23 protein-coding genes and 2 tRNA genes are annotated in these 26,594 nt (G+C 64.4%); 6 read left to right on the forward strand and 19 right to left on the reverse strand.

Features of this window, described 5'->3' with window-relative positions:
* Positions 1 to 54: 54 nt before the first annotated feature.
* The 3 genes from ENJ54_04000 (at position 55) to ENJ54_04010 (ending at position 2,421) form a co-directional block, all read left to right on the forward strand.
* Positions 55 to 128, forward strand: a tRNA-Val gene (locus ENJ54_04000).
* A gap of 88 nt (positions 129 to 216) precedes the next feature.
* Complete coding sequence (locus ENJ54_04005) at positions 217 to 1,593, forward strand: GAF domain-containing protein (GenBank protein HFC09009.1); 1,377 nt, start codon at positions 217 to 219, stop codon at positions 1,591 to 1,593.
* 51 nt (positions 1,594 to 1,644) lie between these two features.
* Positions 1,645 to 2,421 carry an alpha/beta hydrolase gene (locus tag ENJ54_04010; protein ID HFC09010.1) on the forward strand — a complete coding sequence of 259 codons (777 nt, stop codon included), beginning with the start codon at positions 1,645 to 1,647 and terminating at the stop codon, positions 2,419 to 2,421.
* 241 nt (positions 2,422 to 2,662) lie between these two features.
* Here the strand turns inward: ENJ54_04010 and rdgB are convergent, their stop codons facing one another.
* Positions 2,663 to 3,271, reverse strand: coding sequence for an RdgB/HAM1 family non-canonical purine NTP pyrophosphatase (gene rdgB / locus ENJ54_04015; protein ID HFC09011.1), 609 nt, complete (start codon positions 3,269 to 3,271; stop codon positions 2,663 to 2,665).
* Between the two features lie 15 nt (positions 3,272 to 3,286).
* Here rdgB and ENJ54_04020 point away from each other — a divergent pair, with 15 nt between their 5' ends.
* Genes ENJ54_04020 through ENJ54_04030 form a run of 3 tightly spaced genes read left to right on the forward strand, consistent with a single transcriptional unit; the run spans position 3,287 to position 5,978 of the window.
* A complete protein-coding gene (locus ENJ54_04020; protein HFC09012.1) occupies positions 3,287 to 3,850 on the forward strand; it encodes a DUF177 domain-containing protein in 564 nt (187 codons plus the stop codon).
* 17 nt (positions 3,851 to 3,867) lie between these two features.
* Positions 3,868 to 4,986 (forward strand): sigma-70 family RNA polymerase sigma factor, encoded by a 1,119-nt coding sequence (locus ENJ54_04025; protein HFC09013.1) that lies wholly within the window; start codon positions 3,868 to 3,870, stop codon positions 4,984 to 4,986.
* Between the two features lie 8 nt (positions 4,987 to 4,994).
* Complete coding sequence (locus ENJ54_04030) at positions 4,995 to 5,978, forward strand: hypothetical protein (protein ID HFC09014.1); 984 nt, start codon at positions 4,995 to 4,997, stop codon at positions 5,976 to 5,978.
* Positions 5,979 to 6,055: 77 nt separating this feature from the next.
* Here ENJ54_04030 and ENJ54_04035 read toward each other — a convergent pair whose 3' ends face one another.
* From ENJ54_04035 to ENJ54_04120, 18 genes are all read right to left on the reverse strand, one after another.
* Complete coding sequence (locus ENJ54_04035) at positions 6,056 to 7,105, reverse strand: glycosyltransferase (protein HFC09015.1); 1,050 nt, start codon at positions 7,103 to 7,105, stop codon at positions 6,056 to 6,058.
* Positions 7,035 to 8,573, reverse strand: coding sequence for a hypothetical protein (locus tag ENJ54_04040; GenBank protein ID HFC09016.1), 1,539 nt, complete (start codon positions 8,571 to 8,573; stop codon positions 7,035 to 7,037). The genes ENJ54_04035 and ENJ54_04040 overlap by 71 nt, the downstream gene beginning before the upstream one ends.
* Positions 8,574 to 8,638: 65 nt before the next feature.
* Complete coding sequence (locus tag ENJ54_04045) at positions 8,639 to 10,168, reverse strand: glycosyltransferase family 39 protein (protein ID HFC09017.1); 1,530 nt, start codon at positions 10,166 to 10,168, stop codon at positions 8,639 to 8,641.
* Positions 10,126 to 11,232: a tRNA guanosine(34) transglycosylase Tgt gene (locus ENJ54_04050; protein ID HFC09018.1), complete on the reverse strand. Its 1,107-nt coding sequence runs from the start codon at positions 11,230 to 11,232 to the stop codon at positions 10,126 to 10,128. The genes ENJ54_04045 and ENJ54_04050 overlap by 43 nt, the downstream gene beginning before the upstream one ends.
* Before the next feature lie 71 nt (positions 11,233 to 11,303).
* On the reverse strand, positions 11,304 to 12,149 hold the full coding sequence (locus ENJ54_04055) for a hypothetical protein (protein HFC09019.1): 846 nt from the start codon (positions 12,147 to 12,149) through the stop codon (positions 11,304 to 11,306).
* A gap of 83 nt (positions 12,150 to 12,232) precedes the next feature.
* A tRNA-Gln gene (locus tag ENJ54_04060) sits at positions 12,233 to 12,307 on the reverse strand.
* Between the two features lie 137 nt (positions 12,308 to 12,444).
* Positions 12,445 to 13,089 carry a hypothetical protein gene (locus tag ENJ54_04065; GenBank protein ID HFC09020.1) on the reverse strand — a complete coding sequence of 215 codons (645 nt, stop codon included), beginning with the start codon at positions 13,087 to 13,089 and terminating at the stop codon, positions 12,445 to 12,447.
* Positions 13,090 to 13,123: 34 nt separating this feature from the next.
* Complete coding sequence (locus ENJ54_04070) at positions 13,124 to 14,191, reverse strand: hypothetical protein (protein ID HFC09021.1); 1,068 nt, start codon at positions 14,189 to 14,191, stop codon at positions 13,124 to 13,126.
* A 37-nt stretch (positions 14,192 to 14,228) separates the two neighbouring features.
* Positions 14,229 to 15,989 carry a hypothetical protein gene (locus ENJ54_04075; protein HFC09022.1) on the reverse strand — a complete coding sequence of 587 codons (1,761 nt, stop codon included), beginning with the start codon at positions 15,987 to 15,989 and terminating at the stop codon, positions 14,229 to 14,231.
* 7 nt (positions 15,990 to 15,996) lie between these two features.
* Positions 15,997 to 16,674 (reverse strand): hypothetical protein, encoded by a 678-nt coding sequence (locus tag ENJ54_04080; GenBank protein HFC09023.1) that lies wholly within the window; start codon positions 16,672 to 16,674, stop codon positions 15,997 to 15,999.
* Between the two features lie 3 nt (positions 16,675 to 16,677).
* On the reverse strand, positions 16,678 to 19,083 hold the full coding sequence (locus ENJ54_04085) for a zinc ribbon domain-containing protein (protein HFC09024.1): 2,406 nt from the start codon (positions 19,081 to 19,083) through the stop codon (positions 16,678 to 16,680).
* Between the two features lies 1 nt (position 19,084).
* The gene (locus tag ENJ54_04090) at positions 19,085 to 19,708 is read right to left on the reverse strand and encodes a hypothetical protein (GenBank protein ID HFC09025.1); all 624 of its coding nucleotides are present in this window, start codon (positions 19,706 to 19,708) and stop codon (positions 19,085 to 19,087) included.
* Entirely contained in the window at positions 19,705 to 20,472 is a 768-nt protein-coding gene (locus tag ENJ54_04095) for a hypothetical protein (GenBank protein HFC09026.1), read from the reverse strand. Before ENJ54_04095 ends, ENJ54_04090 begins: the two co-directional genes overlap by 4 nt.
* The gene (locus ENJ54_04100; protein HFC09027.1) at positions 20,469 to 21,092 is read right to left on the reverse strand and encodes a hypothetical protein; all 624 of its coding nucleotides are present in this window, start codon (positions 21,090 to 21,092) and stop codon (positions 20,469 to 20,471) included. The genes ENJ54_04095 and ENJ54_04100 overlap by 4 nt, the downstream gene beginning before the upstream one ends.
* The gene (locus tag ENJ54_04105; GenBank protein HFC09028.1) at positions 20,993 to 21,889 is read right to left on the reverse strand and encodes a hypothetical protein; all 897 of its coding nucleotides are present in this window, start codon (positions 21,887 to 21,889) and stop codon (positions 20,993 to 20,995) included. Before ENJ54_04105 ends, ENJ54_04100 begins: the two co-directional genes overlap by 100 nt.
* 127 nt (positions 21,890 to 22,016) lie before the next feature.
* Positions 22,017 to 22,952 carry a helix-hairpin-helix domain-containing protein gene (locus ENJ54_04110; GenBank protein ID HFC09029.1) on the reverse strand — a complete coding sequence of 312 codons (936 nt, stop codon included), beginning with the start codon at positions 22,950 to 22,952 and terminating at the stop codon, positions 22,017 to 22,019.
* A gap of 85 nt (positions 22,953 to 23,037) precedes the next feature.
* Positions 23,038 to 24,771, reverse strand: a complete 1,734-nt coding sequence (gene recN, locus ENJ54_04115; GenBank protein ID HFC09030.1) for a DNA repair protein RecN — start codon at positions 24,769 to 24,771, stop codon at positions 23,038 to 23,040.
* 45 nt (positions 24,772 to 24,816) lie between these two features.
* Positions 24,817 to 26,571, reverse strand: coding sequence for a hypothetical protein (locus tag ENJ54_04120; GenBank protein HFC09031.1), 1,755 nt, complete (start codon positions 26,569 to 26,571; stop codon positions 24,817 to 24,819).
* Positions 26,572 to 26,594 lie beyond the last annotated feature (23 nt).

Consider the following 26,594-nt stretch of genomic DNA (forward strand, 5'->3'; position numbering starts at 1 on the left):
ACGCCAACGAAACCCTTGCCAACCTTTTTTGCCTCTGCTATAATCAAGGCGCTTGGGCGCGTAGCTCAGTTGGTTAGAGCGCATCACTCACATTGATGAGGTCAGGGGTTCAAGTCCCTTCGCGCCCACACTTTTCACCCCGGTCGTTCCCCATGCCGGGGTGAAATGCTTTAAGAAACCCTTCTGCCTTGGCTCAAAATCGGGTATGATAAGGCCATGTCTTCACTGTTTGCTGCTCTCCATCCTTACTTGCTGTGGATTGTTGCCGCCGTTGTGGCATTGCTTGCTTTTTTGTTGGGGTGGAGCGCGCGAGCCTGGGTGCTTGGCCGCCGCCAGCAGCAGAAGACGAAGCGCCTTCAGCAAGTGGTGTTGAAACGGTGCCGCGCCGAATATCAAGAGCGGCTGGCGCTGTTGGATGAACTTTCGCAAACGCTGACCGCGACCCTGAATTACCAGCGCGTGCTGGACGTGGCGCTGGATGTCGCCATGCGGGCGCTTAGCCCCAAAGGGAATGCTGCCATTCCGCTGGTATGCGCCGTTTTGCTGTTCGACGACCGGGGCATTTTGCGGGTGGGCTCGGCGCGCCGGTTCACGCCAGCCGATATGCGGTTGGGCCTGGAAGCGACCCGGGGCGCTTTGGCGCGCACCGTGGAGCAGCGCACTCCCCTCAATGTGCACGAGCCTTCTCGCGACGCCGAATTGCGCCAGATTATCGCCCTCCATGCGACCCGCTCGGCGCGCCTCTTCCCCTTGACCACGGGCCTTGATGTGTATGGCGTGCTGCTTTATGCCCACCCTTCCCCCGATTTCTTCACCCCCGAGCGCGTCGAACTGCTGGATTTCTTAGGTAAACAGGCCACCACGGCGATCCAGAACGCGCGTCTCTACCATGATCTGGAGCGGGAAAAGCAGCGTCTCGCCGAGGTAGAGGAAGAAGCCCGTAAAAAACTGGCGCGTGACCTGCACGACGGCCCCACGCAGACCATTGCTGCCATTGCCATGCGGGCTGACTTTGTCCGCCGCTTGATAGAGAAGAACCCCCAGGCGGCAGCCGAAGAACTGGCAAAAATCGAAGACCTGGCGCGCCACACGACCAAAGAAATCCGTCATCTGCTGTTTACCCTGCGGCCATTGGTACTGGAAACCGACGGGCTGGGCGCGGCTTTGCAGGCCATGGCCGACAAGGTGAACCAGCTCTATAACCAGAATGTGATTGTTGAGGTGGACCCCCAGGCGGTGGAAAAACTGGATTCCAGCCAGCAGACGACCGTTTTTGCCATTGCCGAAGAGGCGGTCAACAATGCTCGCAAGCATGCCAACGCCCCCCACATTTGGGTGCGGTTGAAACTCATCCGCCCTGATATTGCGCTGTTGGAAATCGAAGACGATGGGGTGGGTTTTGACCTGGGTTCGGTCAGCACCAACTACGAATACCGCGGCAGCCTGGGCATGGTCAACATGCGCGAGCGCGCCGAGTTGATCGACGGCCAAGTAGAAATTCACACCGCGCGCGGCAAGGGCACCACCATTCGGTTGTGGATTCCGCTTTCCGCCGAGGCTGCCGAGCGGCTGCGGCAGGGGGAACTGAGCTGACCGCGGGCCGGTTTCGCGCCACCTTTTTGAAAGGCTTGCAGGAGATGGCTCATGCCCCAAGTTGACCACATTTACTACGCGGAAGCCGATTTGCGCGCCGAGGCTGGGGACGCGCCTTACCCCATTGTGCTGGTGCATGGTGCAGGGGGAACGCACCTTCACTGGCCGCCGCAGGTGCGCCGCCTGCCAGGTTTCCACACCCTGGCGGTAGATTTGCCTGGCCACGGGCGCAGTGAAGGGGTCGGGGAGCAGGAAATCGAGGCATACGCCCGGCGGTTGGTGAACTGGGCGGAGGCCGTAGGGTTCTCGCAGGCATTATGGGTGGGGCATAGCATGGGCGGCGCGATTGTGCTGACCCTTGCCCTGACTTACCCGGAAAAAGTGAGCGGCCTGGGGTTGGTTGCCACGGGCGCCCGGTTGCCGGTCAACGCACGGCTGCTGGAAAGCACCGCCCACGCGGAAACTTTCCCCCTTGCGGTGGAAACTATTATGAAGTGGGCGTTTAGCCCCCAGGCCCCGGCCCGACTGCGGGAACTGGCGACGCAACGGATGCAAGAAGTGCGCTACACCGTCGTGCACAACGATTTTGCTGCTTGCAACCGCTTTGATGTCAGCAAACAGTTGGGCAACATTCGCTCCCCCGCGGTGGTCATCCACGGCACGACCGATAAAATGACGCCCTACTATTACGGTGAATTTCTTGCCCAGGCCATTCCCCAGGCGCGGCTGGTGACGGTGCCCGATGCCGGCCACATGGTGATGTTAGAGCAGCCCGAGATGGTGGCCGAAGCCCTGCGAGGGTTTGCTCAGCAAGTGTTGGCTGTCTGAGGCCCTTTACCCCGCTGCCGGTATTTTTAGCCCCAGTTTTGGGCGTTGCTTCTTGCGGCGTTTCGTGCCGAGCCGCGCCAAAGCACCTGCGCTGAGCGACGTCGAAGCACCTGCGCTGAGCGATGTCGAAGCGCCTGCGCTGAGCGATGTCGAAGCGCCAGTGCTAAGCGATGCCGAGGCACGAAACGCGACGAACAGCGTGTCTCGAGGACGATTGCTGCGCAATCTCTGCCCGGCGCGCTTAACCTGCACTCAGGTTTTTTAGCACGGGATGAATGGCCACTGCCGCCCGCCCTCGATGGCTGAGGCGGTTTTTTTCTTCCGGCAGCAGTTCGGCCATGGTGCGCTGAAGCGCCGGCAACCAGAAGATGGGGTCGTAGCCAAAGCCGTGGGCGCCGCGTTCGGTTGGAATGATTTCCCCCGGGCAGGTGCCTTCCGCAAAATGCAGGTCGCCCGTGGGGGTTGCCACGGCAATCACACAGACGAACCGCGCCCGCCACGGCCGCGGGTGGCCTTCTAACTGGCGCAACAGGTAGCGTCGGCGGTCGGCATCGGTGGGGGAAGGCCCCGGCGCGTAACGAGCGGAATACAACCCCGGCGCGCCGCCCAGGGCTTCGACTTCCAGGCCAGAGTCGTCGGCAAGAGTCAGCAGGCCTGTCGCCTCGGCCCATGCCTGCGCCTTGAGCGCCGCGTTTTCCGCGTAAGTCTGGCCGGTTTCTTCAACCGTGAGCGTCGCGTCCACGTCGTCCGGAAATACCAGGCGCAGGGGCAGGTCGGCGAGCAACTGACGATATTCCTGCTGCTTGCCGCGGTTGGTGGTGGCGATGAGGAGGGTAAAATTATGTCTCATTGTCGTTGACTTCCCTTGGGCGGTGTGTTATACTGTAAATCGCTTTGCGAAAATTCCTGCAGGAGCAGCACCGTGGCTCACGACAACCCCTTCCGGCTGAATGTGGGCTTTGTTGCCCATGAACAGGTGGGCTACAGCCGGGATTTCCTCTTTGACATCCCCGAAGTGCACCTTGAAGACCTGCCGTTGCAGCGGGTCACAGGGCATGTGCTGGTCACCCGCACGCCGCAGGGGTTGCTTGTGCAGGCGCATCTTGAAGCCGATACACCTGCGGAGTGCGTACGTTGTCTGGAGCCTTTTGACTTGCACCTGACGACCGATTTTACCGAATTATACGCCTTCACACGCAAAAACATGGGGGAATCGGGCTTGCTTTACCCTGAAAGTGGACAAATTAACCTCGCGCCGCTGGTGCGCGAGTATATGTGGTTGGCCTTCCCTATCAAACCTTTGTGTTCGGAAGATTGCAAGGGGCTTTGTCCGGTGTGTGGTGCGAACCGTAATGTGGAAGACTGCGGCCATCGCCCGGAAAGCATTGACCCCCGCCTGGAAATTCTGAAAACCCTTCTTGAGCAGTAAGGCAAGGAGGCAAGTGCATGTCAGCCATGCCTGAGCCACATGCTGCGCTCAACATGTTGTTGGAGCAAGCAGCCGTGCGGGGTTATCTGACCACCGATGACATCGTAGCCTGTTGCCCCGACACCAGCCGTCAGGCGTTCTCTCAAATGTTGGGCTATCTTCAAAAGCAGGGTGTTGAAGTCATTGAAGATGGCTCGGCGCCGCCTGCGGCGCTGTATGAAGATGTGGACACCGTGGGGCAATATCTCAAAGAGATGTCGCGTGTGCCCTTGCTCACCGCGGAGGAAGAGGTACGCCTGGCAAAGCAGGTGGCGCGCGGCAAAGTGGCAGCAGCCAGACTCGAGGAAAACCGCCGCGACCTGCCGCCCGGCGAGCGTGCCCGCCTGCAAGCCGAGGTGGAAGCCGGCATGGCGGCCCGCGAGCACCTCATTCGCGCCAACACCCGCCTGGTGGTCAGCATTGCGAAGCGCTATGTGGGACGAGGCGTGCCCTTCGCCGACCTGATTCAAGAAGGCAACCTGGGTTTGATGAAAGCCGTGGAGAAGTTCGATTACCGCCGCGGCTTTCGTTTTTCCACCTACGCCACCTGGTGGATTCGCCAGACTATCAGCCGCGCCATCGCTGACCAGGGGCGCACCATTCGCTTGCCGGTGCACATGCTGGAACGCATTCGAGTGCTTTACCGGGAGCGCCAAAAACTGGAACAGCGCCTTGGCCGCCCTCCTACGGCTGAGGAACTGGCACAGGCCCTCGAGACCACCCCCGACAAAGTGGAATGGATGCTGCGGATTTCGTGGTATCCGCTTTCCCTGGAAACCCCCATCACCGACGCCGATAACGAAGAAACCGAACTCGGCGCTTTTGTGGAAGACCGGCGCGCGCCGGCGCCGGCCCAACTGGCCTATCAGGAAATCTTGCGGGAACGCATTCGGGCTGTGCTCGACACGTTGCCCCCGCGCGAAGCCCAGGTGATTCGCCTGCGCTATGGCCTGGATGGCAGCCCGCCGCTCACGCTGGAAGAGATTGCCGGAAAGTTTGGCCTCACCCGCGAGCGCATTCGCCAGATCGAAAACAAAGCCCTGCGTCGCCTGCGGCATCCCAGCCGCACCCGCCAGTTGCGCGATTATCTGGAATAAGCCGTTTCTTGCCTATGCGCCTGACCCCCGAAAAACTCCGCCGCTACGCCGAAAAATTCGTCAGCCAGCAGAAGCGCGATCTGCGCCTGCTGGCCGTTTACCTCACCGGCTCGCTGTTGCGTGGTCAACCGTTTCTCGGCGGCGCTGCCGACGTGGACCTGGTGCTCATCTACAATGGCGCTCCCACGACCGAACGCGAAGTGGCGCCCCTGCCGGGTGAGGCTCACCTTGATATCCGCCGCCACGACCGCAGCCACTACGAACCGGCGCGCCACCTGCGCACCGAGCCTTTCCTCGGGCCTACGCTGTTTCGCGCCGAAGCCTTGTATGACCCTCAGCACTTTTTGGATTTTGCCCAAGCCGCCGTGCGCAGCCGCTTTCGCTCTCCCGAAAGCGCCGCGGCCCGCGCGCGGGCGCTGACCCAGGCTGCTCGCGAAGCGTGGTTTGCACTCGACGACGATCTCACCCCGGCAGCCCTCGAGGCCTACCTTGAGGCGGTCTTCCAGGCCGCCAACGCCCCGGCGACGCTGTTGGGCTACACCTTTTCGCGGCGGCGCGTGTTGCTGGATTTCCCTCCCGCGGCGCAGCATTGGGGCTACCCCCGCCTGACGGGCTTGCTTTTTCAAGCGCTTGGCGCGCCTCAAGCCACGGCAGAAGCCCTCAAAGCGGCCCTCCCCGCGTGGGAAGCCGCCTTGACCGCGGCCGCAGGCGCTTCCCCTGCCCCGATAGAACTGGCTTCCCCCCGGTTGCCTTACTACCGCCGCGCGGTCGAAGCCTACCTTGGCAGTAGCACACCCGCGAATGCGCTTTATCCCCTCTTGTTTACGTGGACCCTGGCCGTGCAGCACGCCGGCGAAGCGCACCTTTCGCCGTGGCAGCAATTTGTGGAAGCCCTTGGGCTGGCTGCCGGCCGCCAGGAGGCGCTGGATGCTTACCTGGACGCGCTGGAAGAGGCGGTGGAAGCCTGGGCGCGACAGCGCGGCGTGGGGTGATGCGCTCCCTTCTCGGCAGATCAAAAAACCTGTCAGGTTTTCGAAAACCTGACAGGTTTTTTTTGCGCAAGCGGGCTTCATGGTGCCCAAAACGCATCGGCGTTGGTGATGCCAAGGGCCTGGGCTTCGGCCGGTGTTTTGCCCCACGCTTGGCGGTAATACCACTTCCGCAAAGGCTTGCCCAGCCCCACCGTGCCCAGCAGGGCGAAAGCCATCCGGTGGGCTTCCTGCAGCGCGGTGGGGGGGTGCCAGGCCAACGCGCGCAGGTAGCCGCCCAGGGCTGCCGGGTAATGGGCGGCATCCAGCAGGTAGCGAGCGCGAAAGCGGTGCGCCGCTGCCCACACCGGGCGCTTCAGGTGACGGTAAGCCCGGCCGAAAGCGGGGTCGGTTGCCAGCCAGCCTGCCAGCCGCAGGGCCTCTTCTCCAAACTCGGCCGCGTGGGCGGCGTTCTTGGCTTCCGCATGGTAGCGGGCAAACGCCCACACGGCGGGCACGTAAACCATTTCGGCGCGCGCCGCGATTTTCAGCCAGAGCCGATGGTCGAGCAAGAAGTGAAAGTCCTCATCCAGGAAGCCCACAGCCGCGGCCACCTCGCGCCGCATGAACACCGCTGGTTGGGTGAGGATGTGGAAGGTCATCAAATCTTTCAGCCCCCACGGCCCGGCCTTGAGGGTGTGGAAGGCCCGGCCGGTGGCATCGATGGAAAGCGCATCGCCGAAGACCAGCCCGGCTTCCGGGTGCTTTTGGAAGACTTCCACCGCGGCGCGCACGGCACCGGGCGCGTAGGCATCGTCGGAATTGAGCCAGGCTACAACCTCGCCCTGGGCGCGACGCAGGCCTTTGTTGATGCCGTCGGCCTGACCCCGGTCGGGCTCTGAAACCCACCACGCGAGGCGGTCGGCGTAACGGCGGATGATCTCCACGCTGCCATCGGACGAGCCGCCGTCCACGATGAGGTATTCCAGCCGCGGGTAATCTTGCCCCAGCACCGAGCGGATGGTGGTTTCCAGGTAACGCGCCTGGTTGAATGAGGGGGTGACAATCGAAACCAGCAATTCATCCGCTGCCATGCTGCTCCTCCTGGGGCGGAAACCTGGGCAACGGCTTGAGGGGGTGAGCGAGGTCATACACCTGGTAGCCCGGCCCTTTGGCAATGCAAGGGTAATAGTGGGTGAGAATGTATTTCAACTGCGGCTCGGCATCCAGAAAGCCCCCGGCAGCCACCAGGAAGTAGCGGTAGCCTTTAGTGCGCCATTGGAAGTCATGCCATACGCTGGCCGGGCGGTCTTGCAGTCGGGCGACGGCATATTCCCCGGGGGGCGGCCAGTAGCCGATGGGCCGCCAGCCGAAGTAACGAATGCGCATGCCATACGTTGGCGTCAGGCCAATGACCTTGCCGTCGGTAGGCACAGCAGCGGCCACCGCGGCCCAGCGTTCTTCCTCACCCCAATAATAAGCCTTCAGCATGTGCAGGTCGGCGCGCACCCCCACGGCCACGAAGAGCAGCCCTAACGCCACCACGCTCATCCATGCCCAGCGCCCCGCCGCGCGCGCCCAACCCCACACCGCCTCTACCGTGGGGGCCAGCGCGACGGCGACCCAGAAAGTGGCCGGCAGGCTATAATAGTTGTGGCTGATGATGAGGTAAGGCACGCTAAAGCCTAACAGCCCATAGCCCACCATCCAGCCCAGAAGCAGCAGGCGACCTTCTCGGCGGGCAAAATACAGCCCGGCAAAGGCCAGCAGCACAGCCAGCGGGGTAAACCAGTCCAGAAAATGAAAGGCCCAGCGGGTGTAGAAGTGACGGGTGAACCAGAGTTTGAAAAAGTCCACCATCCAGTAGGAAATGTAGCCACCGGCGGCATGCTCGCCGCGCAAAAGCAGGTAAAGCCCCAGCGGCGCTATCATCATGCCGCCGATGGCCCACGTTTGCCACCGCCGCAGGGCTGTCTTCCAGCCCAAAACGAGCACCGCCCCTGCCATGATGCCGGCGATCTCGAACACGGCAAATGCTTTGACCAGAATTGCCAGCCCGCCCAGCACACCGGTGAGCCATGCTCGCCGCCAGGTCGGGCCGGTTGCCCACCGGTAAGCGGCGTAGGCTGTCCACACAATGAGGGTGCTCATCAGCGGGTCGGGCTGAAAAGAGCGGCTGGCTTGAACGGCCAGGGGCAACACCAGCGGGAAGGCCGCCGCGGCCAGCGCGCCGGCTTCCTCCGCCAGCAAGCGCGCCAGCAGGAAGACGCCCAGTACCCCCAGCAGCCAAAACAGGATGCTGTAAATGCGCGCAATCCAGACGTGCTCGCCGCCGACCACGAGGTAAGTCGCGGCCACCAGCCCTTCCAACAAAGGCGGCTCAAAATTCTCAATTTGCCCCGGTGCAGCGGTTTCCTGTGCCAGACGCGCCTTTTCGGGGTCGGGGTGCGGTTGCCAGCGGTAGTAGAGTGCGCGGGCAATGATGGCGTCGCGCAACTGGCGGGTGGGGTGGAAATCTACCGGCGGCTCGGTGAGGTCGATAAAGCGAATGGCCGCCCCCAAGGCCATCAGGGCCACCAGCAGCCCCCATGTGAAGCGAGAAATCTTGTGAGGCTTCATGGTGCGTTTCCTTCAAAACCCTTTGGAGCGGCCACTTGCGCCTTGTGAGCGAGGCCGCCCGAAACTCAGTTTCCTTTGGGGTGGCGCAGGTCGTACAAGATGTACCCTTCGCCCTCCGCCACCACGGGGTAGTGGGCTGAGAGGTAGTGCCGCAGGGTTTTCTGCCGGGCAAATTCGTCGAAATCGGTCACCAGGAAGTAAGCGTGGCCGCGCGTGCGCGTCGCGAACAGGCGCTTGAAGGCGTCGGGTGAGAGGTCGAACACCCGTTGGTAACGGCTGGTTGGCCAGAAATCGACCGTCAGGTTGCCATAATACATCAAGGGGTAGCCATAAGCCTCGGTAAGCGCCACGATGGGGCCGTCTTTGGGCAGCGTTTTCCCCAACTGTGCAAAGGTAGCGGCTTCCTGGCGGCAGGTGCATTGCTGCATTTGCCATGCCGTAATGCCGATGGGGTACACCGCGGCGGCTACCACTCCCACCCCAAACAACGCTTGAGCCCATTTGGGGCGCGAGGCAAGCGCCGGCACCAGGGTTTGCGCCGCCCCGGCCAGCCCCAGCGCCACCCAGGGGAGCAGCGGCAACTGGTAGTAGGAATGTGTGGCGATGTGAAACGGCACCAGGAAACCATAAGCCAGGTAAGCCGCACCCCACCCCAGGGCCAAAGCGCGTCCCCGCCCGCGCAAAGTCACGGCCCCGAGCAACGCCAGCAACAGAAAGCCGCCGCCGAAAGCCCCGCCCAATTGCTGCAACCACCCCCCGTACAACTTGGGCGAAAACCATAGCGGTATCATCCGCAGCGTCCACGTGCGCAGGAAATCGCCGCCGACTTCCCCGCGAGGCATGGCTAAGTAAACGGCGACGACCGGCACGGTCATCCCCGCCAGGGCGGCCCAAAACGTCCAGCGTTTCCAGAACCGCCGCGGGGCGCGCCAGATTTCCACCGCCGCGAAAATGCCCAGAGCGAAAATCAGGCCATACGCCTTGACCATGCCTGCCAAAGCCCCCAGCGGAAGCGCCCAGAAACGAGCCTTCCCCTCTTGGGTAGCGGTATAGGCCGTCCACACCAGCAATACCGTCATCAGGGGGTCGGGCTGGAACGAGCGGCTGGCCTGGATGGCGAAAGGCAGCAGCATCCAATAAGCCACCGCGACCAGCGCCGCGTCGGGGTTCGTCAGGCGGCGCGCCAATAGATAAAGCCCCCACGCCCCCAGCAGCCAAAAGAGCAGGTCATACAGCCGCACCACCCATAAGTGGAAGCCGAAGTGCTGCCCGGCCCAGACGCAAGTTTGGGCAACCAGCGCCTCGAACAGGGGCGGCTCGTAACGCGCCATGCGGTTGCCCAAGGCGCGTTGTTCTGTTTCGGCGGGGGTGATGGTGCCCGGCCGCCACGTGAGGTAAAACTGGCGCGCAATCAGCGCGCTGTGCATCTGGCGGGTTGGGTGGAAATCCAGCGGTGGGTCGGTAAGGTGATAGAGGCGGATGCCCGCCCCTGCCAGGAGAAGGATTGCCAGTAGAATCCAACGCAAGCGACGCGGCATGGCACGCTCCTCAATTAGTCCGGCCCGGCTGCCTGGCCGAGCACCGCTTCTGCCCATGCCTCGAAGCGGCCGGCGATGATGGCTTCCCGCATGTCGCGCGCCAGTTGCACCAGCGTGTGCAGGTTGTGGATGGAAAGCAGCGTCGCGGCCAGCATCTCTTTGGCCACGATGAGGTGCCGGATGTAGGCGCGGCTAAAGTGCTGGCAGGTGTAGCAGGTGCAGGTTTCGTCGATGGGGCGGGGGTCGCGGGCGAATTCCTGACGGCGCATGTTCAGCCGCCCGCCGTTTTGCAGCATCGCGGCATGATGGCGAGCGAGGCGGGTGGGCAGCACGCAATCGAAAATGTCTACCCCGCGGCGCACACCCTCGATCAAATCCTGCGGCGTGCCCACGCCCATCAGGTAGCGCGGCTTTTCGGGCGGCAGCACTGCGTTGACCACCTCGATCATCGCGTACATTTCTTCCTTGGTTTCGCCCACCGAAAGCCCGCCAATGGCATGGCCGGGGAAGCCCAGGGAGGCGATGAACTCGGCGGATTGCTCCCGCAGGTCGGGGAACACGCCGCCCTGCACAATGCCGAAAAGCGCCTGGTCGGCGCGTTTGTGGGCTTTCAGGCTGCGCTCAGCCCAGGCGTGGGTGCGGGCAAGGGCTTCCTCGTTGTAGGCGCGGTCGTAGGGTGGCGGGCATTCGTCGAAGGCCATGATGATGTCCGCGCCGAGGTTTTCCTGAATGGCGATGGATTTTTCCGGCGTGAAGCGGTGCACCGAGCCGTCGAGGTGACTGCGGAAGGTCACGCCCTCGGCGTCAATTTCCCGAATTTTGGCAAGGGAAAACACCTGGAAGCCGCCGGAGTCGGTCAGCATGGGGTGCGGCCATTGCATGAATTCGTGCAAACCGCCCATTTCGGCCACCAGGTCGTCGCCCGGGCGCAGGTAAAGGTGGTAGGTGTTCGCCAGCACCAGCGAAGCGCCGAGGGCTTCCAGGTGGTCGGGCGTGACGGCTTTCACGGTGGCCTGCGTGCCCACGGGGGCGAAAACCGGCGTCAGCAGGTCGCCGTGGGGGGTGTGGAAAACGCCCGCGCGGGCGTGGCCGTCGGTGGCAATGATGTCAAAAGAAAACATAGGCAACTCGGTCTAAAGGGAAGATAAGGGCGAGACGGGAACAGCCCTGCAACCTGCATCCTGCAACCTGCCTACCGCTTCCAGACGCCGTTTTGGTAATGCCACACCAGCCGCTGGCCGTCGCCGGTTTCGATGATGAAATCCAGAATGCCATCCTTGTTAGGGTCGGCGAGGAAAGGCACCGGCGAGGCAAAGGGTTGGTCGGCGTCTTCCAGCAGGTCACGCAGGCGGCCATCGCGCCAGCCCAGGATGGCGAATTTCTCCACGCAGTTGGCATCGTTGGCGTCACAGTGGGCGACGGAAACCACCAGTTCGATGCGGCCGTCGGCGTTCATATCCTGGGCAAAGTGGACGATGGGCATCCCCCAGGCGTAGCGGTCGGCGGGTTCCTGAAACACCACCGGCGGGGCGTAATGGCCCTGGTCGCAAAGGTAAATGTAAAGGGCGCCTTGAGGCGGTCGTGCCTGGGGGGAAAGCAGCAATGCCACCACGGCATCTTCCCAATGGTCGCCATTCATATCCACGGAAAGCACAGCCTGCGGATACCCCCCCAGGCCGGCGCGCTGCAGGGCGCGATCGAGGTTGGGGAGGGGCATGCCCGCATTGAGCACCTGCAGCAAACCGCCGTGGAGCAATTGGGTGGTGCTCATGTTCAGCGTTTTGCGCTCAGGGTTTTGGGGAACGCAGGGGCGCAGGCTGACTGCCGCGGGGGAAGGTGTGGGTGCTGGCGAAGCGGTGACCGGCGGGCTGGTGGGGGTGGGGAAGAGCAGCGGTGTGGGCTGCGGCAGCGGAGCAATGTGAAGCGGCGAGGGGGAAGGCGTGGGGAGCAGGTGTGGTTGCACGGGCGGCGGTGCCAGGCAACCCCACAGGGTCAGAAAAGCGACGAGGAGCATTCCCAAAAAGGATTTTTTCGCCATGGCACACACTCCTCACATAGCGCCGCCCAAAGGCGGAAACAGAAAAGACGGGCTCACAGCGTACGCGAGAAGCCCGTCTTGCCAGGCTGGGGCGCCTGGACTCGAACCAGGATTAACGGATCCAAAGTCCGCTGTGCTGCCGATTGCACCACGCCCCAACGATGGGGCAATTTTATCATGATTCCGCATGGTGGGGCAACGGTTTCGCGTGTTCGTGAGGGTTGGGGAAACAACGGCCGCGCGGAAACTTCCGCGCGGCGAGGTGGGCTATCGTCCCTGGAAGAGCAGGAGGAGATCAGACCGATTGGCGTAAGCGACGGGCGAGGAAAATCACGATGATGAGCAGCGCAGCCACGGCCACCAGCCCCGGCAGGCCGACCTGGTCGGCGAAGCCGGTTTGTGCCAGCGAAGTGGGCTGGACGTTTGCTGCGGCGGCCGCGTTGGTCACCGCAATGGAAGTTGCCGTGAGGGCAAAGGCCGTCGCGTTGATGGCGGCCACCGGCGTGGGTGAAGCCTGCGCAACCACCGGCGTGGGGGTGGCAGGGACGACGGTGTTGGTGGGCTTCGGCGTGGGCGTGCTGATGGGCGTCGGGGTCGGTGTGTCCGTCCACAACGCCGCGGCTGCCGTGGCCGTCAGCCCCTGGGCGATGGCCGTGTTTTGGGCGTTGATCTGGGCTGCCTGCGTGGCCTGGGCCTTTTTCTTGGATGGCAGCACGAAGAAGGCGTAGGCTGCCATCAACGCCATGGCCAGAACGAGAAAGCCAATCAGCCCCGCGACGGCGATGATGAAGGTCTTGTTGTCGGTAGGACCGCCAGGTTCCTCGCCAAAGGGTTCTTCGCCATCAAACGCCTTGGGCTCGTCTTCGTCGAAGCCCATGTCGTCGGTGGGCAGTTCGTCTTCGGGAAAAGGCGGAATGGTGGAATTATCGTCGAAAGCCATCGGCTACTCCTCCTGGGGCAAAACAGCGACATCATTATGATTGTATCAAAACTTCCACGTTGGCAACAGGCACGGTGACGCGTTCGCCGCTTTCCAGTCGCACGTCGACAGCAGGGGCGCGTACACCGTTGGCAAAGCGGACAACCCCATTGGGCAAGGCAACCACCGTGCCCACTGCACCCAGGTAAGGCGCTCGCACCACCCGCACTGTGGTGCCTTCCTCAAGGGGCGCGGCCGCGGGGGGTTCCGGCGGAAAATCGGCGCTTGTGAGAGGAATGGCAATCACTGGTCGCTGCCCTTCGTACGGCGAAGGGGTTTCGGCCAGCACGGCGGCCTGCCTCTCGGCGCTGGTGCTCAGCAGCCGGAAGGCCCGTGCATTCATGCCGCCGCTGCCAAAGCCATCGGTGACCACGATGGCGAAAGGGGCTTGCAAGGCTTCGGGAATGAGCGAGGCGCGCATACTGCCGACAATCAATGCACGCGCCGGAAGTTCTTGGGCCAGTTTCAGCACGCGAGCGTCTTCCAACACACCGCCTACCAGCACCAATCCGCGCAGTTCCACGCTCAACAGGTCGGCGGTGATGGGTTGGGCGGCTGTTTCGGTGATAGGGTGCACCAGCCCGTAGGCGATTTTCCCGTTGCCCCACGCGCCGTCGATGACTGTGCCTTTGGTGCTCAGCACAACGCCGCGCTCGGCAAACACCTGAATCACCTTGCCCGGCAAACCGGCGGGCAGTTCCCACGGCTGGCGGTATTCCCGCAACAACACCTGCCCTTCCCCGGCGACCACCACTTCGCCGTCCACGGGCGAGTGAACCACCTGCCGGACGACGCCTTTTTTTTCGGCAAGCACATCGCCCTGATGCACGACCTCGCCTGCCCGGCAGGTGATGTATTCGTCGGCGCGAGCACGCGGCACCTTGAGCGCCTGCGCTACGTTGACCAGCCGATAGTGGGGCTCTAAATGGGCTTCGGCCACGGTCGCGGTGGCGCTTACAGCCTGCCCCTGATTGACCACGACGCGGCCAGGCACGGGCAACATTCGTGGCTGCTTGATGGTTGCCAGGGGCATCACCCGCACGACCGGTCTTTCGATGCTCATGCTGCTCCTCTCACTTCAAGGTTTGCAAGAAATGTGCCTACCCGCCCAGGGCGTCCAGCCACTGGCGGTGCAGGGCACGGCGTTTTTCAGCGTCTTTGGGCAGGAAGATCGGGCGGCCGCGACCGTCGAGCACCAGCCCCAGCGCGCTGCCGTTGACGACCGCCGATCCGCGCCGGCCCGGCCCGAAGCCGGCGTCGCTGCCGCGCAGCGGTTGAATTTCTACCCTGGCCGTTTGCCCGGGCCGCAGGCGCACCACGCGCAACTGGCCAGTTTTGAGTTCCACTTTGCCTTTTTCGCCGGTATCGGTTTCGATGCGCAGCCGTAGGATCGGCGCACCCATTTTGGTGACCCGATGCGCGACGGTGATGACCGTCGCCAGCGGCACAAAATGGTGTGATTCCAGCACTTGCACGCTGAGCACCGGGTTGAGGTCAGCGGCTGCACCTAAGGCTGGCAGCAAGTGGTTGTCGTCCAGCACGAAGGTGGTGATGCCGCTGGGCTGAATGCCGTCGAGCAGGGTCAACAGCGCCTGGGCGTGGGTGGCGCCGCGAGTGAGCACGCTGCCGGAAGCCAGAATGGGTTCGAAATAAGGCAACAGCGCGCCGAACTTCTGGCGTTGCTGCACCGGGAAACTACGCCAGGCTCGCTGCACTGCCGTCCGCAGCACCAGCCGCGTCAGGGCCTGTTCTACGGCCAAATCTTCTTCGGTCAGGGGAATGCTTTCCGGGTGCAGCGATTTGTTGTAGAGGTAATCGACCAGGTCGTCGGTGGGCACGTCGATGGGCAGCCAGCGCAGGATGCGCTCGGCGGGCACGTGGCGCAACAGGTCGGGCAGGCTGCTGCCCAATCCTAACCCCGCAAAGGTTTTGAGCACCCCTTCGCCGCCCCACGCCGCGGCTACCGTGACTGCTTCGGCGCCGACATCCACCCCCAGCACGCCTTTGGAGGGGTCGTACACGCGGCTGAGGAAGCGCACCATGCGCCCAAAAGCGTACCCTGTGGGGTAAAAGGTGCTTCGCCCCTGCAGAGGGGCCAGCCAGTCTTGCAGGCCGGGGATCTGGCGTTCCCGCACGTGGCGGTAGATTTCCAGCAGGGCTTCCTGTGCTGGGCCAGGTTGCTCTTGCGCGAGGGCAGGCCGGACGTTGGCCGCGGTGTAAAGGGGCGTGATGCCTTCCAGCATTTCTTTGATGCCTTCCTGCAAGCGGCTGTTGCCGGCAAAGAGCACCTCAGGGCGTTGTCCCTGGGGGATGAGGTATGCTGCCAGCCCTACCGCCTCGGCGGTTTGCAGCACCGCCTGCGAAGCGCCGTTTTCTATCCCCCCCGCCAGGATGACGACATCGGGCCGCGCTTGCACCACCGCGTTGATGCGGCCTTCCATGCCCAGGTGATCGTTGAGGTGCAATTGAGCCGCAATGCGCCCGTAGATGGTTTCGGCCAGACGGCGGGCGCTGCGCACAGAAACCTGGGGCAACACCCCTGCCACCACGATGCTGAGCGGTTTGCCTGCCGAGAGCGTCACAACCACCTGGTCCACACCAGCCCCTTCTTCGGCGGGGATGATGATTTGCCCGTCTTTGCTGAGCAGTTTGCGGCCGGTGACTTCGGCCACCTGGTTGAGGGCCTGGTGGATGCCAGCGCGAACGTCGCGTCGCGGCGCGCCTGCGGTGGTCGGCGCGACGCCCATCGCCACCAGGCGGTAGCGGTCTTCCACCGCGTCGAAGAGCATCGCGCGGGTATGGGTGCTGCCTACATCGAGGGCCAACAGGCTGTCGGCGTCCACTAACGAAGTTGCCATCATACCTCAATCAATGGGGAAGCCAGCGGAGGATGAACTGCCACACGGTGCTGGCGCTGGAAGCCAGGGCAGTGGCGGCTGCCAGGTATACCCCCGCGAACAGCGCCCCAAAAGTGATTGCGATGAACCATTCGCCCACAACCCCTAAGGCGGAAATCCACTTGCGCCGTTGCGGTGGGCGGTTTTTGCGCGGATGGGCCCCGAAATGGAAATAGGCCAGGGTCGTCACGGTGCCCACGAGCATAAACGTGCCGGTGGTGAGGAATTCGGCCCACCCGATACCGCGCGCCGTCATCAGGCGGAAGTTGAAGGCGTCCATGGTGGTGAGGGTTTGGGGCAGGATGGTGCCCTGCACCGCACCGCCAACGGCCACCGCAGCCCCCACCCCCACCAGGTAAGCCACGGCCACATTGCCCCACCGGCTGATTTTGCCTTCGAAGGCTTTGGTCAGCAGCAAGAGCACCAGAAAGAGCGGCACGAGCAGCAGCAGTTGCCGGTCGAAGATCAACGGCTGGAACAGCATCGGCCACAGCACGCTGCGAAAGGCCACGGCGCCAGCATAGCCGGCCGTGACGCCGATGAAAACGTACATCACCAGCCGAAACAGCGCCCAGTCGTGGAAAAAGACGTAACTAAGCACCGTGATGGTGATGAGAAAACCTACCAGAGCGCCAAGCAGGGACGCCATGCGTTATGCCTCTTCTTCCTCGGAATCTGCCTCTGCCATCTCGGCTTCGGCCGCGAGCGCGCGTCGGGCGCGGGCTTCCTTCCAGCCCAGCGCAAGGTTGTAAAGCCCGGCTGCTGCCACCATCAGAGCGGCGAACAGCACCACGTAACTGTAACTGCTCCACTGGCCGCGCAGCGGTGCCTCGGGCTGCTGCCCTCGGGCGGCGCTGTAAGCCAGGCTGCCTGCCATGCCGGTAACCACCCCTGCTACCTGATGAGAGGCGGTTTCGTAATAAGGCTCGATCATCGGTTCGGCCTGCGCACTGATGAGCGCGATGAGCGGTGTGTGAGCGCCTAAGGTAGGGCGCACTTGCTCAATCCAGGCGCGTGCCGTGTCGGCGTCTTCGGTGATGACGACGACCATCGCGAAGTTGTCCATCTGGTGGACGGTGTTCAGGAAGGGCGTTTCCCACAGCCGGGTGTGCCCGGCGGCGTGGGTGAAGACCAGACGGGGGTTTTGGGCAAAGGCGAACAGCCCCGCCGTGCCGCCCGGCAGGTAGCCCAGGTTGAGGTATTGCTGGCCTTCCTGGGCGTTTAGCCCCTGCCGGAAGAGGCGCGTGGCCAGCGCCGGCCCGGTGGGCTGGGTGGAAACCACGGTCAGCCGGGCGCCTTTGGCTAAGAGGTCGCGCAGCAGGGGTGCGGCGGTGGTTTCCATTTCGGCGGCGAAAGCGGGGGAGTAGTCTACCCCCACGAGCACTGGCGCGCCTTGGGGCACGGTGTCAACCGCTTGCAGGGCCGCGCGCGCCGCGGGAAGGATGCGGTCGGGGGGCGGGGCCTGCAAGGGGGGCAAAACCAAGGGCAGGAAGGCCATTACCAGCAGCACCACCCCAATGAACCACCGCAGGGCACGCTGCCGACTGAGCGTGGGGGGCTTCTTGGGCTCGCGGGGGGCAAATTCTTCTGCCAGCAGCGCCTGCAGGGTTTTCGCCTGCGCTTCCTGTTGGTCGGTGAGGAACAGTTTGCCGCCGATGGTGGCTACCCGGCCGGGTTTGACCAGCGTCGGTTCCGGCGGGGTGATCACCCCTCGCAGCCCTGCCAGCGGCCCCTCGGTTTCGATCGCTTCGTCTTCCCCTGCGCCGCCGACCGAGGTGGCCGCAATGGGGCGCATGGCCTCTAACCAGGAAGGCAGTTCGCCTGCCGTCAGCGCGCCCGACGGCTCGCCTTCTTCGGCCGTGGCCGGTTTCTCCTGGGCTTCGCCGGTGGGTTCTTCGTCGGGGGAAAGCAGCGCCAGCCAGTCGGGCGTTTCTTGCAGCAGGTCTTCTGGCAGTTCGGCGTCGGCCACGAAGGGTTGTGGCGTTGGCTGGACTGGAGCAGGTTCGGCTTCGGCCTCGGGCTGGGGTTCGCCCGCGAGCCAATCTGGCAGGCCTGTGGCTTCCTCGGCGGCGGGGGTTTCTTCGGCCGGGGTTGCCTCGCCCGCGAGCCAGTCGGGGAGTTCGGCCTCGTCGGCGGGGAGGGGCGAGGCGGGTTCGGCTTCGGCCTCGGGCTGGGGTTCGCCCGCGAGCCAATCTGGCAGGCCTGTGGCTTCTTCGGCGGCGGGTGCCTCTTCGGCGGGGGCTTCCTCGCCCGCGAGCCAGTCGGGGAGTTCGGCCTCGTCGGCGGGGAGGGGCGAGGCAGGTTCGGCTTCGGCCTCGGGCTGGGGTTCGCCCGCGAGCCAATCGGGCAGGCCTGTGGCTTCCTCGGCGGCGGGGGGGGCCTCGGCCGGGGTTGCCTCGCCCGCGAGCCAGTCGGGGAGTTCGGCCTCGTCGGCGGCGAGGGGCGGGGCGGGTTCGGCTTCGGCCTCGGGCTGGGGTTCGCCCGCGAGCCAATCGGGCAGGCTTGCAGCTTCCTCGGCGGCGGGGGTTTCCTCGGCCGGGGTTGCCTCGCCCGCGAGCCAGTCGGGGAGTTCGGCCTCGTCGGCGGGGAGGGGCGAGGCGGGTTCGGCTTCCGCCTCGGGCTGGGGCGCGGGCGGCGGCGTTTCGGCAGGCGGTGCTTCGGCTTCCGGCGCGGCCGGGGCGCTTTCCGCGGCCTCGTTGGCTTCGCCCCCTAACGATTTCAACCAGTCGGGCAGGTCTTCCTCTTCTTCGTCGGGTGCCCACAGCAGGCCGTCTTCGGCGGGTTCCTCTTCTTCAGGGGGCAGAGGTTTTTCCGCGGGTTCGGCCCCTGCCGTCAGGTCCAGCGGCAGCTCGCCGGTTTCGGGCAGGGCGTCGGGGGTGGCGTTTTCCCGCAGGTTTTGCATCCACGGTGGCAGGGTACCTTCCAGTTCAGCCGTGGATTTGGGTTGAGGGGCTTCCCCCGGCCGAAGGGGTTTGAGACGCGCGTGGCAATAGCGGCAGATTTCGGCGTCTGCCGGGTTGGGCTTACCACACATTGGGCAACGGATCTGGTCGCTCATGTCATTCACCGTAAGGGCGATCGCTGCCCAGGAGGATGCGCAGGCCGGTAGCCACGGTGCCGAGGGCGACGCCTAATAAAATGCCGCGCGCCCCGGCTGCGGCGGGCACCTGGGCCAGCCAGGGCCGCAGGGTATCACCGATGAAGGGGAGCATGCCCACGCCTGGCAGGGCCACCGCACCCAGCATGATGAGCACCGCCGTGCCCAGGAAGAGCACGGCCATCAAGCCAGGGCGACGCCGCGGCAGGCGTACCGCCGCGTAAGCCAGGGTAAAGGCCAGCAGCCCCAGCAGCGCCACGCTGGTGGGGACGATGATGGCGTTGAAGAGCCATTGGATGGGCGTACTGGCTGGGGAGGCGTAAAGCGCCAGCGCAAAGGTCAGCCACAGGGAAATCATGACCACGACGCTGCCAAGCGGTTTCCGGCGGTTGCGGATGTTCGCCCAGTGATATTGGCTCAGGTTGACCATCCCGACGAAGAGCGCCGTGCCCGCGAGGATGAGCGCCCATTGGAGCAAAAGGGTGCGCAGGCCGGTGAAGACTGGCAGGGGGAAGAAGTAGCCAAAGAGCACAATCAGCCCCACGGCCATGGCTACGGCGGTCGCGACGGGTGATTTCATCTTCATGGCAACACCCCCAACATTTTGACGATAGTGCCGCCGATGATAGCAAGGATGATCAGCCAGCGGAAGATATCTTGCGTGAGCAGGCTGGTGCCGTGGAGGGGGCCGGCATTCAGGTAAGCGCCGCTGGCAAAGACTTCTTCACCGATGAGCGGTTCGTCGGCTGCGGCGTAGAGCACGGCTTGTGCGGCCACGCTATCGGTGCCCGCGACGGTGAGGGTGTCTTCGTCGGTCAGGCCGTCGGCCATGAGGGCGACTTCAGCGCCAAAGCTGCCGCTGAGAAAGTTGGCGGCGGCTGCGTCGTCGCGTGCCGCGAGCATAGCCCCCGCGGCGTAGGCAAAGGGCGTCAGCCCGGTTACGCGGCCGTAAGCGGGGCGATAGCGGCTGCCCTGCTCTCCGGCGGCGTAGGCGCTGTGGAGGGTGCTGCGCGCCAGAATGCCCAGCGGCCCCGTGCCAGCGGTGATGATGGCCGGGCGGTCGCTGACGGCGGTGGCTTCCACCAGGCGGTGGGCGGCGCTAAGGCCTACGAAAGCGCTGGCTGTGCGGGGGTGGGTGATTTCGCCGCGCCCTAACGAAATGTGGAAGCGGGTGCCTGCCTCAACGGTGAGGCTGAGCGCATGGCGCAGGCGGCTGAGGGCTTGAAGCGGTCGCAGGTCGCGCCCCGGCCGCGGCCGTTTGATGACAGGCAAAACGACCATCAACAGGCCAAACAGCACCACAAAGGCCAGGCCAACGATGCTGAGAATGCCGCTGCTCAACGAAATCATGGGGCTGCTGCTCCTGGGGGGTGGTGCAGGGCTTGCAGGAAGGCGGAGCGGGTTTCCTCATCGGTTACCAGGGCATCAAGGGCTTGTAAAGCCTCTGGCGAGGCCCACGGGCTGAGGAAGAATTTCCCTCCTACGAAAAGCGCCTCGCCGAGGGGCTGCAAGGGGGCTGCGGCTTCGAGAAGCGCTGCCACGCCGGTGGCCCAGCCGCGCGCCCGCAGGTGTGCGGCCCAACGCGTGAGGGTTGAGGAAGGTGTGGGGTTCATCGCGCCACCAATACCCAACCCGCGCCATTCCCTTGTGCCGGAACGGCGCCGGTGGTGCAGGTCAGGATTGCTTAGAGTATAGCATATTTTGCCGTAAGCGGTACCTTTTGAACGGATATGCGAAAGGCAGGGGTATAGTCCAATGGTCAGGTTGGAGCCTCTGCCGGCCACCAGGACGGTGTAAAGTACAGCCCCGGCGGGCAACAGGGGCCTGCCGGGGCGGGGGAAGTTCAAGGACGCCATGCCAGGGGCGCGCTTTAGGGCTGCGGCGTAGGCGTGGGGGTCGGTGTAGGCGGTGCGGTCGCCGGCGTCGCGGTGGGAGTAGGCGTGGCGTGGGGCAGCAAGCCGTTCAGCCATTGCCACGTGGCTTCGATGTCCTGTAAAGCCAGGTCGGGGGAAGCCGGGAGGGCCTGGGCAGCAAGGGTAAGATGGTCAGCGGCCTGCTGCAAGGCCTCGTTTTGGGCGTTGGGTTGTTGCTGGAGCCAGGCTACCGCGGCCTGCGCCCGGGCGACTTCGGCCGCGGCCAGGCCGTTGTTGTGCTGCCCAATGAGCACACGCGCGCGGGTCAGCGATTCCAGCGCCTGCAGCACCACCACTTGCATTTGCATGGCCTGGATGGTGGCTTCTTCTTGCTGCCAGGCAGTTTGCAGCGCCGCAGCAGTGGCCTGCGCGTGGGCTGCGCTGGCGTCGGCCGCGTCGAGCCGTTTGGCAAGGCTGTCTAACTGGTCGGCAAGGGCCGCGCGCTGTTTTTCCAGCGTCTCCAGGCGGGCTTGCAGCGCGTCGAGGCTGCTTTGCTGTTGCGCCACCCGTTCTGCCAGCGCTTGTTGTTGGTCGTTGAGGTGCGCCAGGTCGCCTTGCAGAGCAAGCAGGCGGTTGTTGACTTCTTCCGCGCGAGTCGCGGATTGCTGTTGCAGCGTGGCAACCTGGGCCTGCAGGGCTTCCAACGGTTGGACATAACGGCGGTAGAGGTAAGGCACGCCGAAGTACACGGCCGCGCCCAGCGCGCCGAGGATGGCTAAAATGACCAGCAGGCGCACCACGAAGCGCACCAGGGCCAGGAAGGCGCCCGACAGACGCTCGCCGAAGGAGGGCTTGGGCTCGGACGGCGCGGCGGAGGCGCTGTTTTCGGGGGTGGGGGAAGCATTTTCGCTCATGGAACACCTCGTTCAGGGTGGAAACTTACGCATTGGAATGGGTTGCGCTGGCAGTCTTTCCCTCTCTCATCCGGCGGGCGGCGTGCGAGGGGGAGAGAGGCTTCTTAGGCGCTCAACGACGCTGCGTTCAGGGTGTGGGTGTCGGGCTGGGGGTAGGCGTTGGGGGCTGAGGCGTGGCCGTGGGGGAGGTGGAAGGCGTCGCTGTGGGGGAAAGGCCGTTCAGCAGGTCTTGTAACCCTTGCAGGAAGGCGTTGAATTTCTCGGCGCTGGCCTGAACGGCGGCGACGGCCTCGGCCACATCGTTGACCTGCTGTTGGAGCCGCTGCTGCCCCTCAGAGAGTTGATTGACTTGTGAGGCCACGGCTTTCAGGTCGCTGACCTGGCGCTGGAGGGTCTCGGCGCGCATTTGCAGTTGGGTGATTTCCTCTTGCATGACCTGCACCTGCCGTTGGGTGGCGGCGTATTGGGCGGCGTTGGGGTAAGCGAGGGTGCCGTTGATCGCACGCAGCACACCCAGGGAGAGGCCAAACGCCAGCAGGAAGGCCACAAAGGCGCTGGTGAGCGCCATGGCCCAGGCGCCGCGGCGGGTCACGTAGTGCCCGGCGGCGGGCGGCGGGGGAGCGGGCGCGGGTTCCGGGGGCGGGGTGTTTTCTGGAGGCGCCTCGGTTTCGGCTTCGGGGCCGGGTTCGACCGGTGGGGCGGTCTCGGCTTCGGCGGTGCCCCTGGCCTCAGCAGCGGCTTCGGGTTCGGTTGGGGCCGCTTCAGCGGTTTCTTCCCCGGCTTCGACGGCTTCGGCGGGGGTTTCCTCGGCCGGGGCTGCTTCTTCCGAGGCTGCGGGGGTTTCTTCGGCTTCGGTTGTGGCTTCCGGTAGGGTGACCGTCACCAACGGGCGGATTTTTCCCAGCACGGCCTCGGTAAAACCGGGAAGGTTTTGCAGGTCGTCCACGCTGCGCAACGGGCGCGCGGCCAGAATGCGCTCGGCCAGCACCTCACCGATGCCCGGCAGGGCGATGAGTTCTTCTTTGGTCGCACGGTTGAGGTCGAGGGGGGAATTTTCAGGCATGGTAAGCCTCCTTGGGGGGGAGAGAAGCGGTTACAGCAGGGACGCGGTTTGGCGCCGGTTTTTGCGGGCTGGCCGAAAGGGCCGGTCAACCGGTGCCGGAGGGTGGGTTTTGCGGGCTTTCCAGCAGGGCGCGCGCCGAGTGTAGCATTTCGGGCGTCGAACCGCCGAGCATTTGCGCCAGTTCGCGCACGCGCGCTTCATCGGTCAGCGGGGTGACGGTGGTGGTGGTGCGGCCTTTTTGCACGGTTTTGGCGACACGGTAATGGGCATCGCCATAGGCTGCCAGTTGGGGCAGGTGGGTGATGACGAGCACCTGATGGTGGCGCGCCAGGTCGTGCAGTTTGCGCCCCACCACCGCGCCAATGCGCCCGCCGATGCCCTGGTCGATTTCGTCGAAAATCAGGGTGGGGGTGGGGTCGGCCAGGGCCAGCACTCGTTTGAGGGCCAGCATCAGGCGGGAACTTTCGCCGCCGGAGGCAATTTTGGCAAGGGGTTTGAAGCCTTCGCCCGGGTTGGGGGCGAGCAGGAATTCCACTTGGTCGATGCCCCGGTCGTCGTAGGCCACGCGTCCCCCGTTGGGGATGGGCAAGCCGTGCGGGTCGGGGCGGCGGCGGAGGTCCACCGCGAAGCGAGCGCCGGCCATACGCAGGTCTTGCAGTTCGGTTTCCACGCCGGCGGCGAGTTTTCGGGCGGCTTCCTGCCGTTTTTGGGAAAGCGCCAAAGCCTGCGCCGCGAGGTCGGTTTCCAGAGAGGTGATTTCGGCTTCCAGCGCGGCGATTTGCTCTTCGGCGTGGGTGATGTTTTCCAGTTCGTCGTGCGCCTGCGCGGCGTAGGCGAGGATTTCGGCAATGCTGCCGCCGTATTTGCGCTTCAGGTCGGCGATGAGAGCCAGGCGCTCTTCGACGGTGGCCAGGCGACGTGGGTCGAATTCCAGGGTTTCGGCGTAGTCGCGCAGGCGGCGGGTGAGGTCGGCCAGGGCTTCGGCCACATCGGCAGCCGCCGTGGCAAGGTCGGCTTGTTCGCGATCGGTTTGGGCGATGGCTTCCAGCGCGTGGCTGACTTGCCCGAAAAGGTCGGTGATGGCGGGGATGTCGGCGGTGCCTTCGTCGAGCAGGAAGACGGCTTGCCGGGTGTGTTCGGCCAGGGTTTCGGCGTGGGCAAGGCGTTCACGCTCGGCGGTGAGGCGGGCTTCTTCGTCGGGGTCGAGGCCCGCATTTTCAATTTCCTGGATTTGGAAGGCCAGGAAGTCGGCGCGGCGGGCAGCGTCGGCTTCGTTTTGTTGCAGAGCTTCCAGGCGGCGGCGGGCTTGCTGCAGCCGCCGATAGGTGGCCTGGTAGGCGGCCAGCGCGTCTTCCAGCCCGGCGAAGCGGTCGAGCAAGCGGATGTGCTCGCGCACGCGGAAAAGGGAAAGGTGTTCGGCCTGGCCGTGGATGTCAACCAGCAGGTTGCCGACGGCGCGCAGCAGGCCGAGGTTGACGGTGCGGCCGTTGATGCGGGCCAGGTTGCGCCCGTTGCGGCGGATTTCGCGCCCCAGCACCACAGTGTCGGGGGTATCCCACAAGCCTTCGGGCTCGAGCAGGGTGCGCACCGCTGCCTGTACCGGCGGTTCGAGGCGGAAGATGCCTTCCAGCACGGCGCGCTCAGCCCCCCTGCGCACCACGATGCTTTCGGCGCGCCCTCCCAGCAGAAGCATGACCGCGTCGACGATGATGGATTTACCGGCCCCTGTCTCGCCGGTAAACACCACCAGCCCGGGGCCCAGCGGCAGTTCCAGGTTGTCGATGATGGCAAAGTTTTGAATGCGGAGTTCTTCTAACATGGCTGTTTTGGCGCGCTCGATGATGTGGGGTCGCGGGTGTTACTTCTATTCTACCGTACTTTCCCACCTCAAGAGCCTGCCGGGGCAAAGAGGCAAGGGTGCCTTGGCCGTAGGGCCGTGCCACGCCTTGAGCCGCAGGTGCATAATGAACCAACGGCACCCCGCTGTGGTTGTCAGCATGGGGTGCCGCCGTGTGTTGAAGGTTGTTGGTTGTGCCCCCACGGGGGAGAAGTGTATAGGCAACAACCCCGAGGGGGCGGGGGCGGCGGGGTCAGGCCCCCTCGGGGTCGGTGGGAAAGGGGGCGGCGGCTGGGCAAGGGGGGTGTAGTATTGGATGACGCCTTCGATGTGGTCGCCTTCGCGGGTTACGGTGATTTTGGCGATGAGGCCGCGAAGGAGTCGGCGTTGGGTTTCTTTGTCGGCGGTCTGGATGTAGTGTATCAGGCGTTCGGAGATTTGGGTGATTTCTTCGGGGGTGAGTTCGCGGGGTTCCGGTTGGGGGCGCTGGAGTTCTTGGAGTTGGGCTTCGATGACGGCTTTTTCGGTTTCCAGTTCTTTGAGTTCGGTGAGGAGGGAGGGGAGGGGGCCTGCTTGCGCTATGGCGGCGGTGATGTTGGTGATGCGTTTGCGTAGGGCGCTTTGGCGTTTGCGCAGGGCGCGGGCCTGGGCCTGGCGCTCGGCCTGGCGGCGCTGGGCGGCGGCGCGATGGGTTTGCTGGATTTGGGCGAGGTTTTCGGGGGTGAGGATGTGCCGGATGAGGGCTTCGAGGACGGCTTTTTCTAAGATGTGGCGGGGGATGCGGGGGGCATCGCAGCCGGCTTTGCGTTTGGCGCGGGTACAGCGGTAGGCTTCGTCGCGGCCTTTGCCCGGGCGGGTGGTGACGTGGCCGTAGAGAGGCGCGCCACATTGGCCGCAGTAGGCTATGCCGCTGAGCAAAAAGGGGGAGTTGACGCGGCGGGGGTGACGGCGGCCGAATCGCTCGGCGTTGTCTTCCATGATTTTTTGCACGGTGCGCCAGGTTTGCGGGGCCACAATGGGTTCGCAGTAGCCTTCGTAGGTCTCGCCGCCGTATTTCAGGATGCCAACATAGATGGGGTTGCGGAAAAAGGTGGTGTAGGCGTTGAGGGTGCGGTAGAGGTGGAGTTTGGCGTGGATTTGTGAGATGGGCGTTCCGGCGGCGCGCATTTCAAAGGCGCGGCGGATGAGGGGAACGAGGTCGGGGTCGGGTTCCCAGCGGTGGCAGATGTGTTTTGAGCCGTCACGGCGCTTGCCAATGACAACGGGGACGCGCTTGAAGCCGCGGGGCGGGGTGCCGGGAACGCAGCCGTATTGAGCAACGATGTGCCGCAGGCCGCGTTTGACATCGGTGGAGAGGTCTATGAGGAATTGCTGGTTCATCCAGTCCAGCGCCGCTTCGTAGAGGCGGCCGGCGGGGCCTTCGGGAATCTGGTCGTGCAGGGAAATGACGCGGACGCCGCGGCGGCGCAGGTCGGCGCGGTAGAACTGGGCGTCGTCTATATCGCGGGAGAAGCGGGAGTATTTCCAGATGATGAGGGCTTTTTCGGGTGCCTCGCCGCTGCGGAAGTGGCGCATCATTTGCTGGAAGCCCTCACGCCCAACGACGCTGGAGCCCGGGCGGGCTTCGTCGCGAAAGATGCGAGTAAGCGCCAGCCCGCGGGCTTCGCACCAGGCGCGGATTTCGGTTTCTTGCTGGGCAAGGGAGAGTTCTTGTTCTTCGCCGCCGCTGTCGCGGAGGTAGGCGGCAACAGGGGCCCCGGGAGGAAGTGGTTGTTCTTTCATGGCAAGTTGTGGTTTTGGGGAGC

The organism is Chloroflexota bacterium (assembly GCA_011322445.1).
Classification (GTDB): domain Bacteria; phylum Chloroflexota; class Anaerolineae; order Anaerolineales; family DRMV01; genus DRMV01.

Bases quoted from the DNA above. Each gene is read 5' to 3' on its own strand.
- ENJ54_04005 (HFC09009.1), top strand. From the start codon at position 217: ATGTCTTCACTGTTTGCTGCTCTCCATCCTTACTTGCTGTGGATTGTT.
- ENJ54_04010 (HFC09010.1), top strand. From the start codon at position 1,645: ATGCCCCAAGTTGACCACATTTACTACGCGGAAGCCGATTTGCGCGCC.
- rdgB (HFC09011.1), bottom strand. From the start codon at position 3,271: ATGAGACATAATTTTACCCTCCTCATCGCCACCACCAACCGCGGCAAG.
- ENJ54_04025 (HFC09013.1), top strand. From the start codon at position 3,868: ATGTCAGCCATGCCTGAGCCACATGCTGCGCTCAACATGTTGTTGGAG.
- ENJ54_04035 (HFC09015.1), bottom strand. From the start codon at position 7,105: ATGACCTCGCTCACCCCCTCAAGCCGTTGCCCAGGTTTCCGCCCCAGG.
- ENJ54_04040 (HFC09016.1), bottom strand. From the start codon at position 8,573: ATGAAGCCTCACAAGATTTCTCGCTTCACATGGGGGCTGCTGGTGGCC.
- ENJ54_04045 (HFC09017.1), bottom strand. From the start codon at position 10,168: ATGGGCAGAAGCGGTGCTCGGCCAGGCAGCCGGGCCGGACTAATTGAG.
- ENJ54_04050 (HFC09018.1), bottom strand. From the start codon at position 11,232: ATGTTTTCTTTTGACATCATTGCCACCGACGGCCACGCCCGCGCGGGC.
- ENJ54_04055 (HFC09019.1), bottom strand. From the start codon at position 12,149: ATGGCGAAAAAATCCTTTTTGGGAATGCTCCTCGTCGCTTTTCTGACC.
- ENJ54_04065 (HFC09020.1), bottom strand. From the start codon at position 13,089: ATGGCTTTCGACGATAATTCCACCATTCCGCCTTTTCCCGAAGACGAA.
- ENJ54_04070 (HFC09021.1), bottom strand. From the start codon at position 14,191: ATGAGCATCGAAAGACCGGTCGTGCGGGTGATGCCCCTGGCAACCATC.
- ENJ54_04075 (HFC09022.1), bottom strand. From the start codon at position 15,989: ATGATGGCAACTTCGTTAGTGGACGCCGACAGCCTGTTGGCCCTCGAT.
- ENJ54_04080 (HFC09023.1), bottom strand. From the start codon at position 16,674: ATGGCGTCCCTGCTTGGCGCTCTGGTAGGTTTTCTCATCACCATCACG.
- ENJ54_04085 (HFC09024.1), bottom strand. From the start codon at position 19,083: ATGAGCGACCAGATCCGTTGCCCAATGTGTGGTAAGCCCAACCCGGCA.
- ENJ54_04090 (HFC09025.1), bottom strand. From the start codon at position 19,708: ATGAAGATGAAATCACCCGTCGCGACCGCCGTAGCCATGGCCGTGGGG.
- ENJ54_04095 (HFC09026.1), bottom strand. From the start codon at position 20,472: ATGATTTCGTTGAGCAGCGGCATTCTCAGCATCGTTGGCCTGGCCTTT.
- ENJ54_04100 (HFC09027.1), bottom strand. From the start codon at position 21,092: ATGGCTGAACGGCTTGCTGCCCCACGCCACGCCTACTCCCACCGCGAC.
- ENJ54_04105 (HFC09028.1), bottom strand. From the start codon at position 21,889: ATGAGCGAAAATGCTTCCCCCACCCCCGAAAACAGCGCCTCCGCCGCG.
- ENJ54_04110 (HFC09029.1), bottom strand. From the start codon at position 22,952: ATGCCTGAAAATTCCCCCCTCGACCTCAACCGTGCGACCAAAGAAGAA.
- recN (HFC09030.1), bottom strand. From the start codon at position 24,771: ATGTTAGAAGAACTCCGCATTCAAAACTTTGCCATCATCGACAACCTG.
- ENJ54_04120 (HFC09031.1), bottom strand. From the start codon at position 26,571: ATGAAAGAACAACCACTTCCTCCCGGGGCCCCTGTTGCCGCCTACCTC.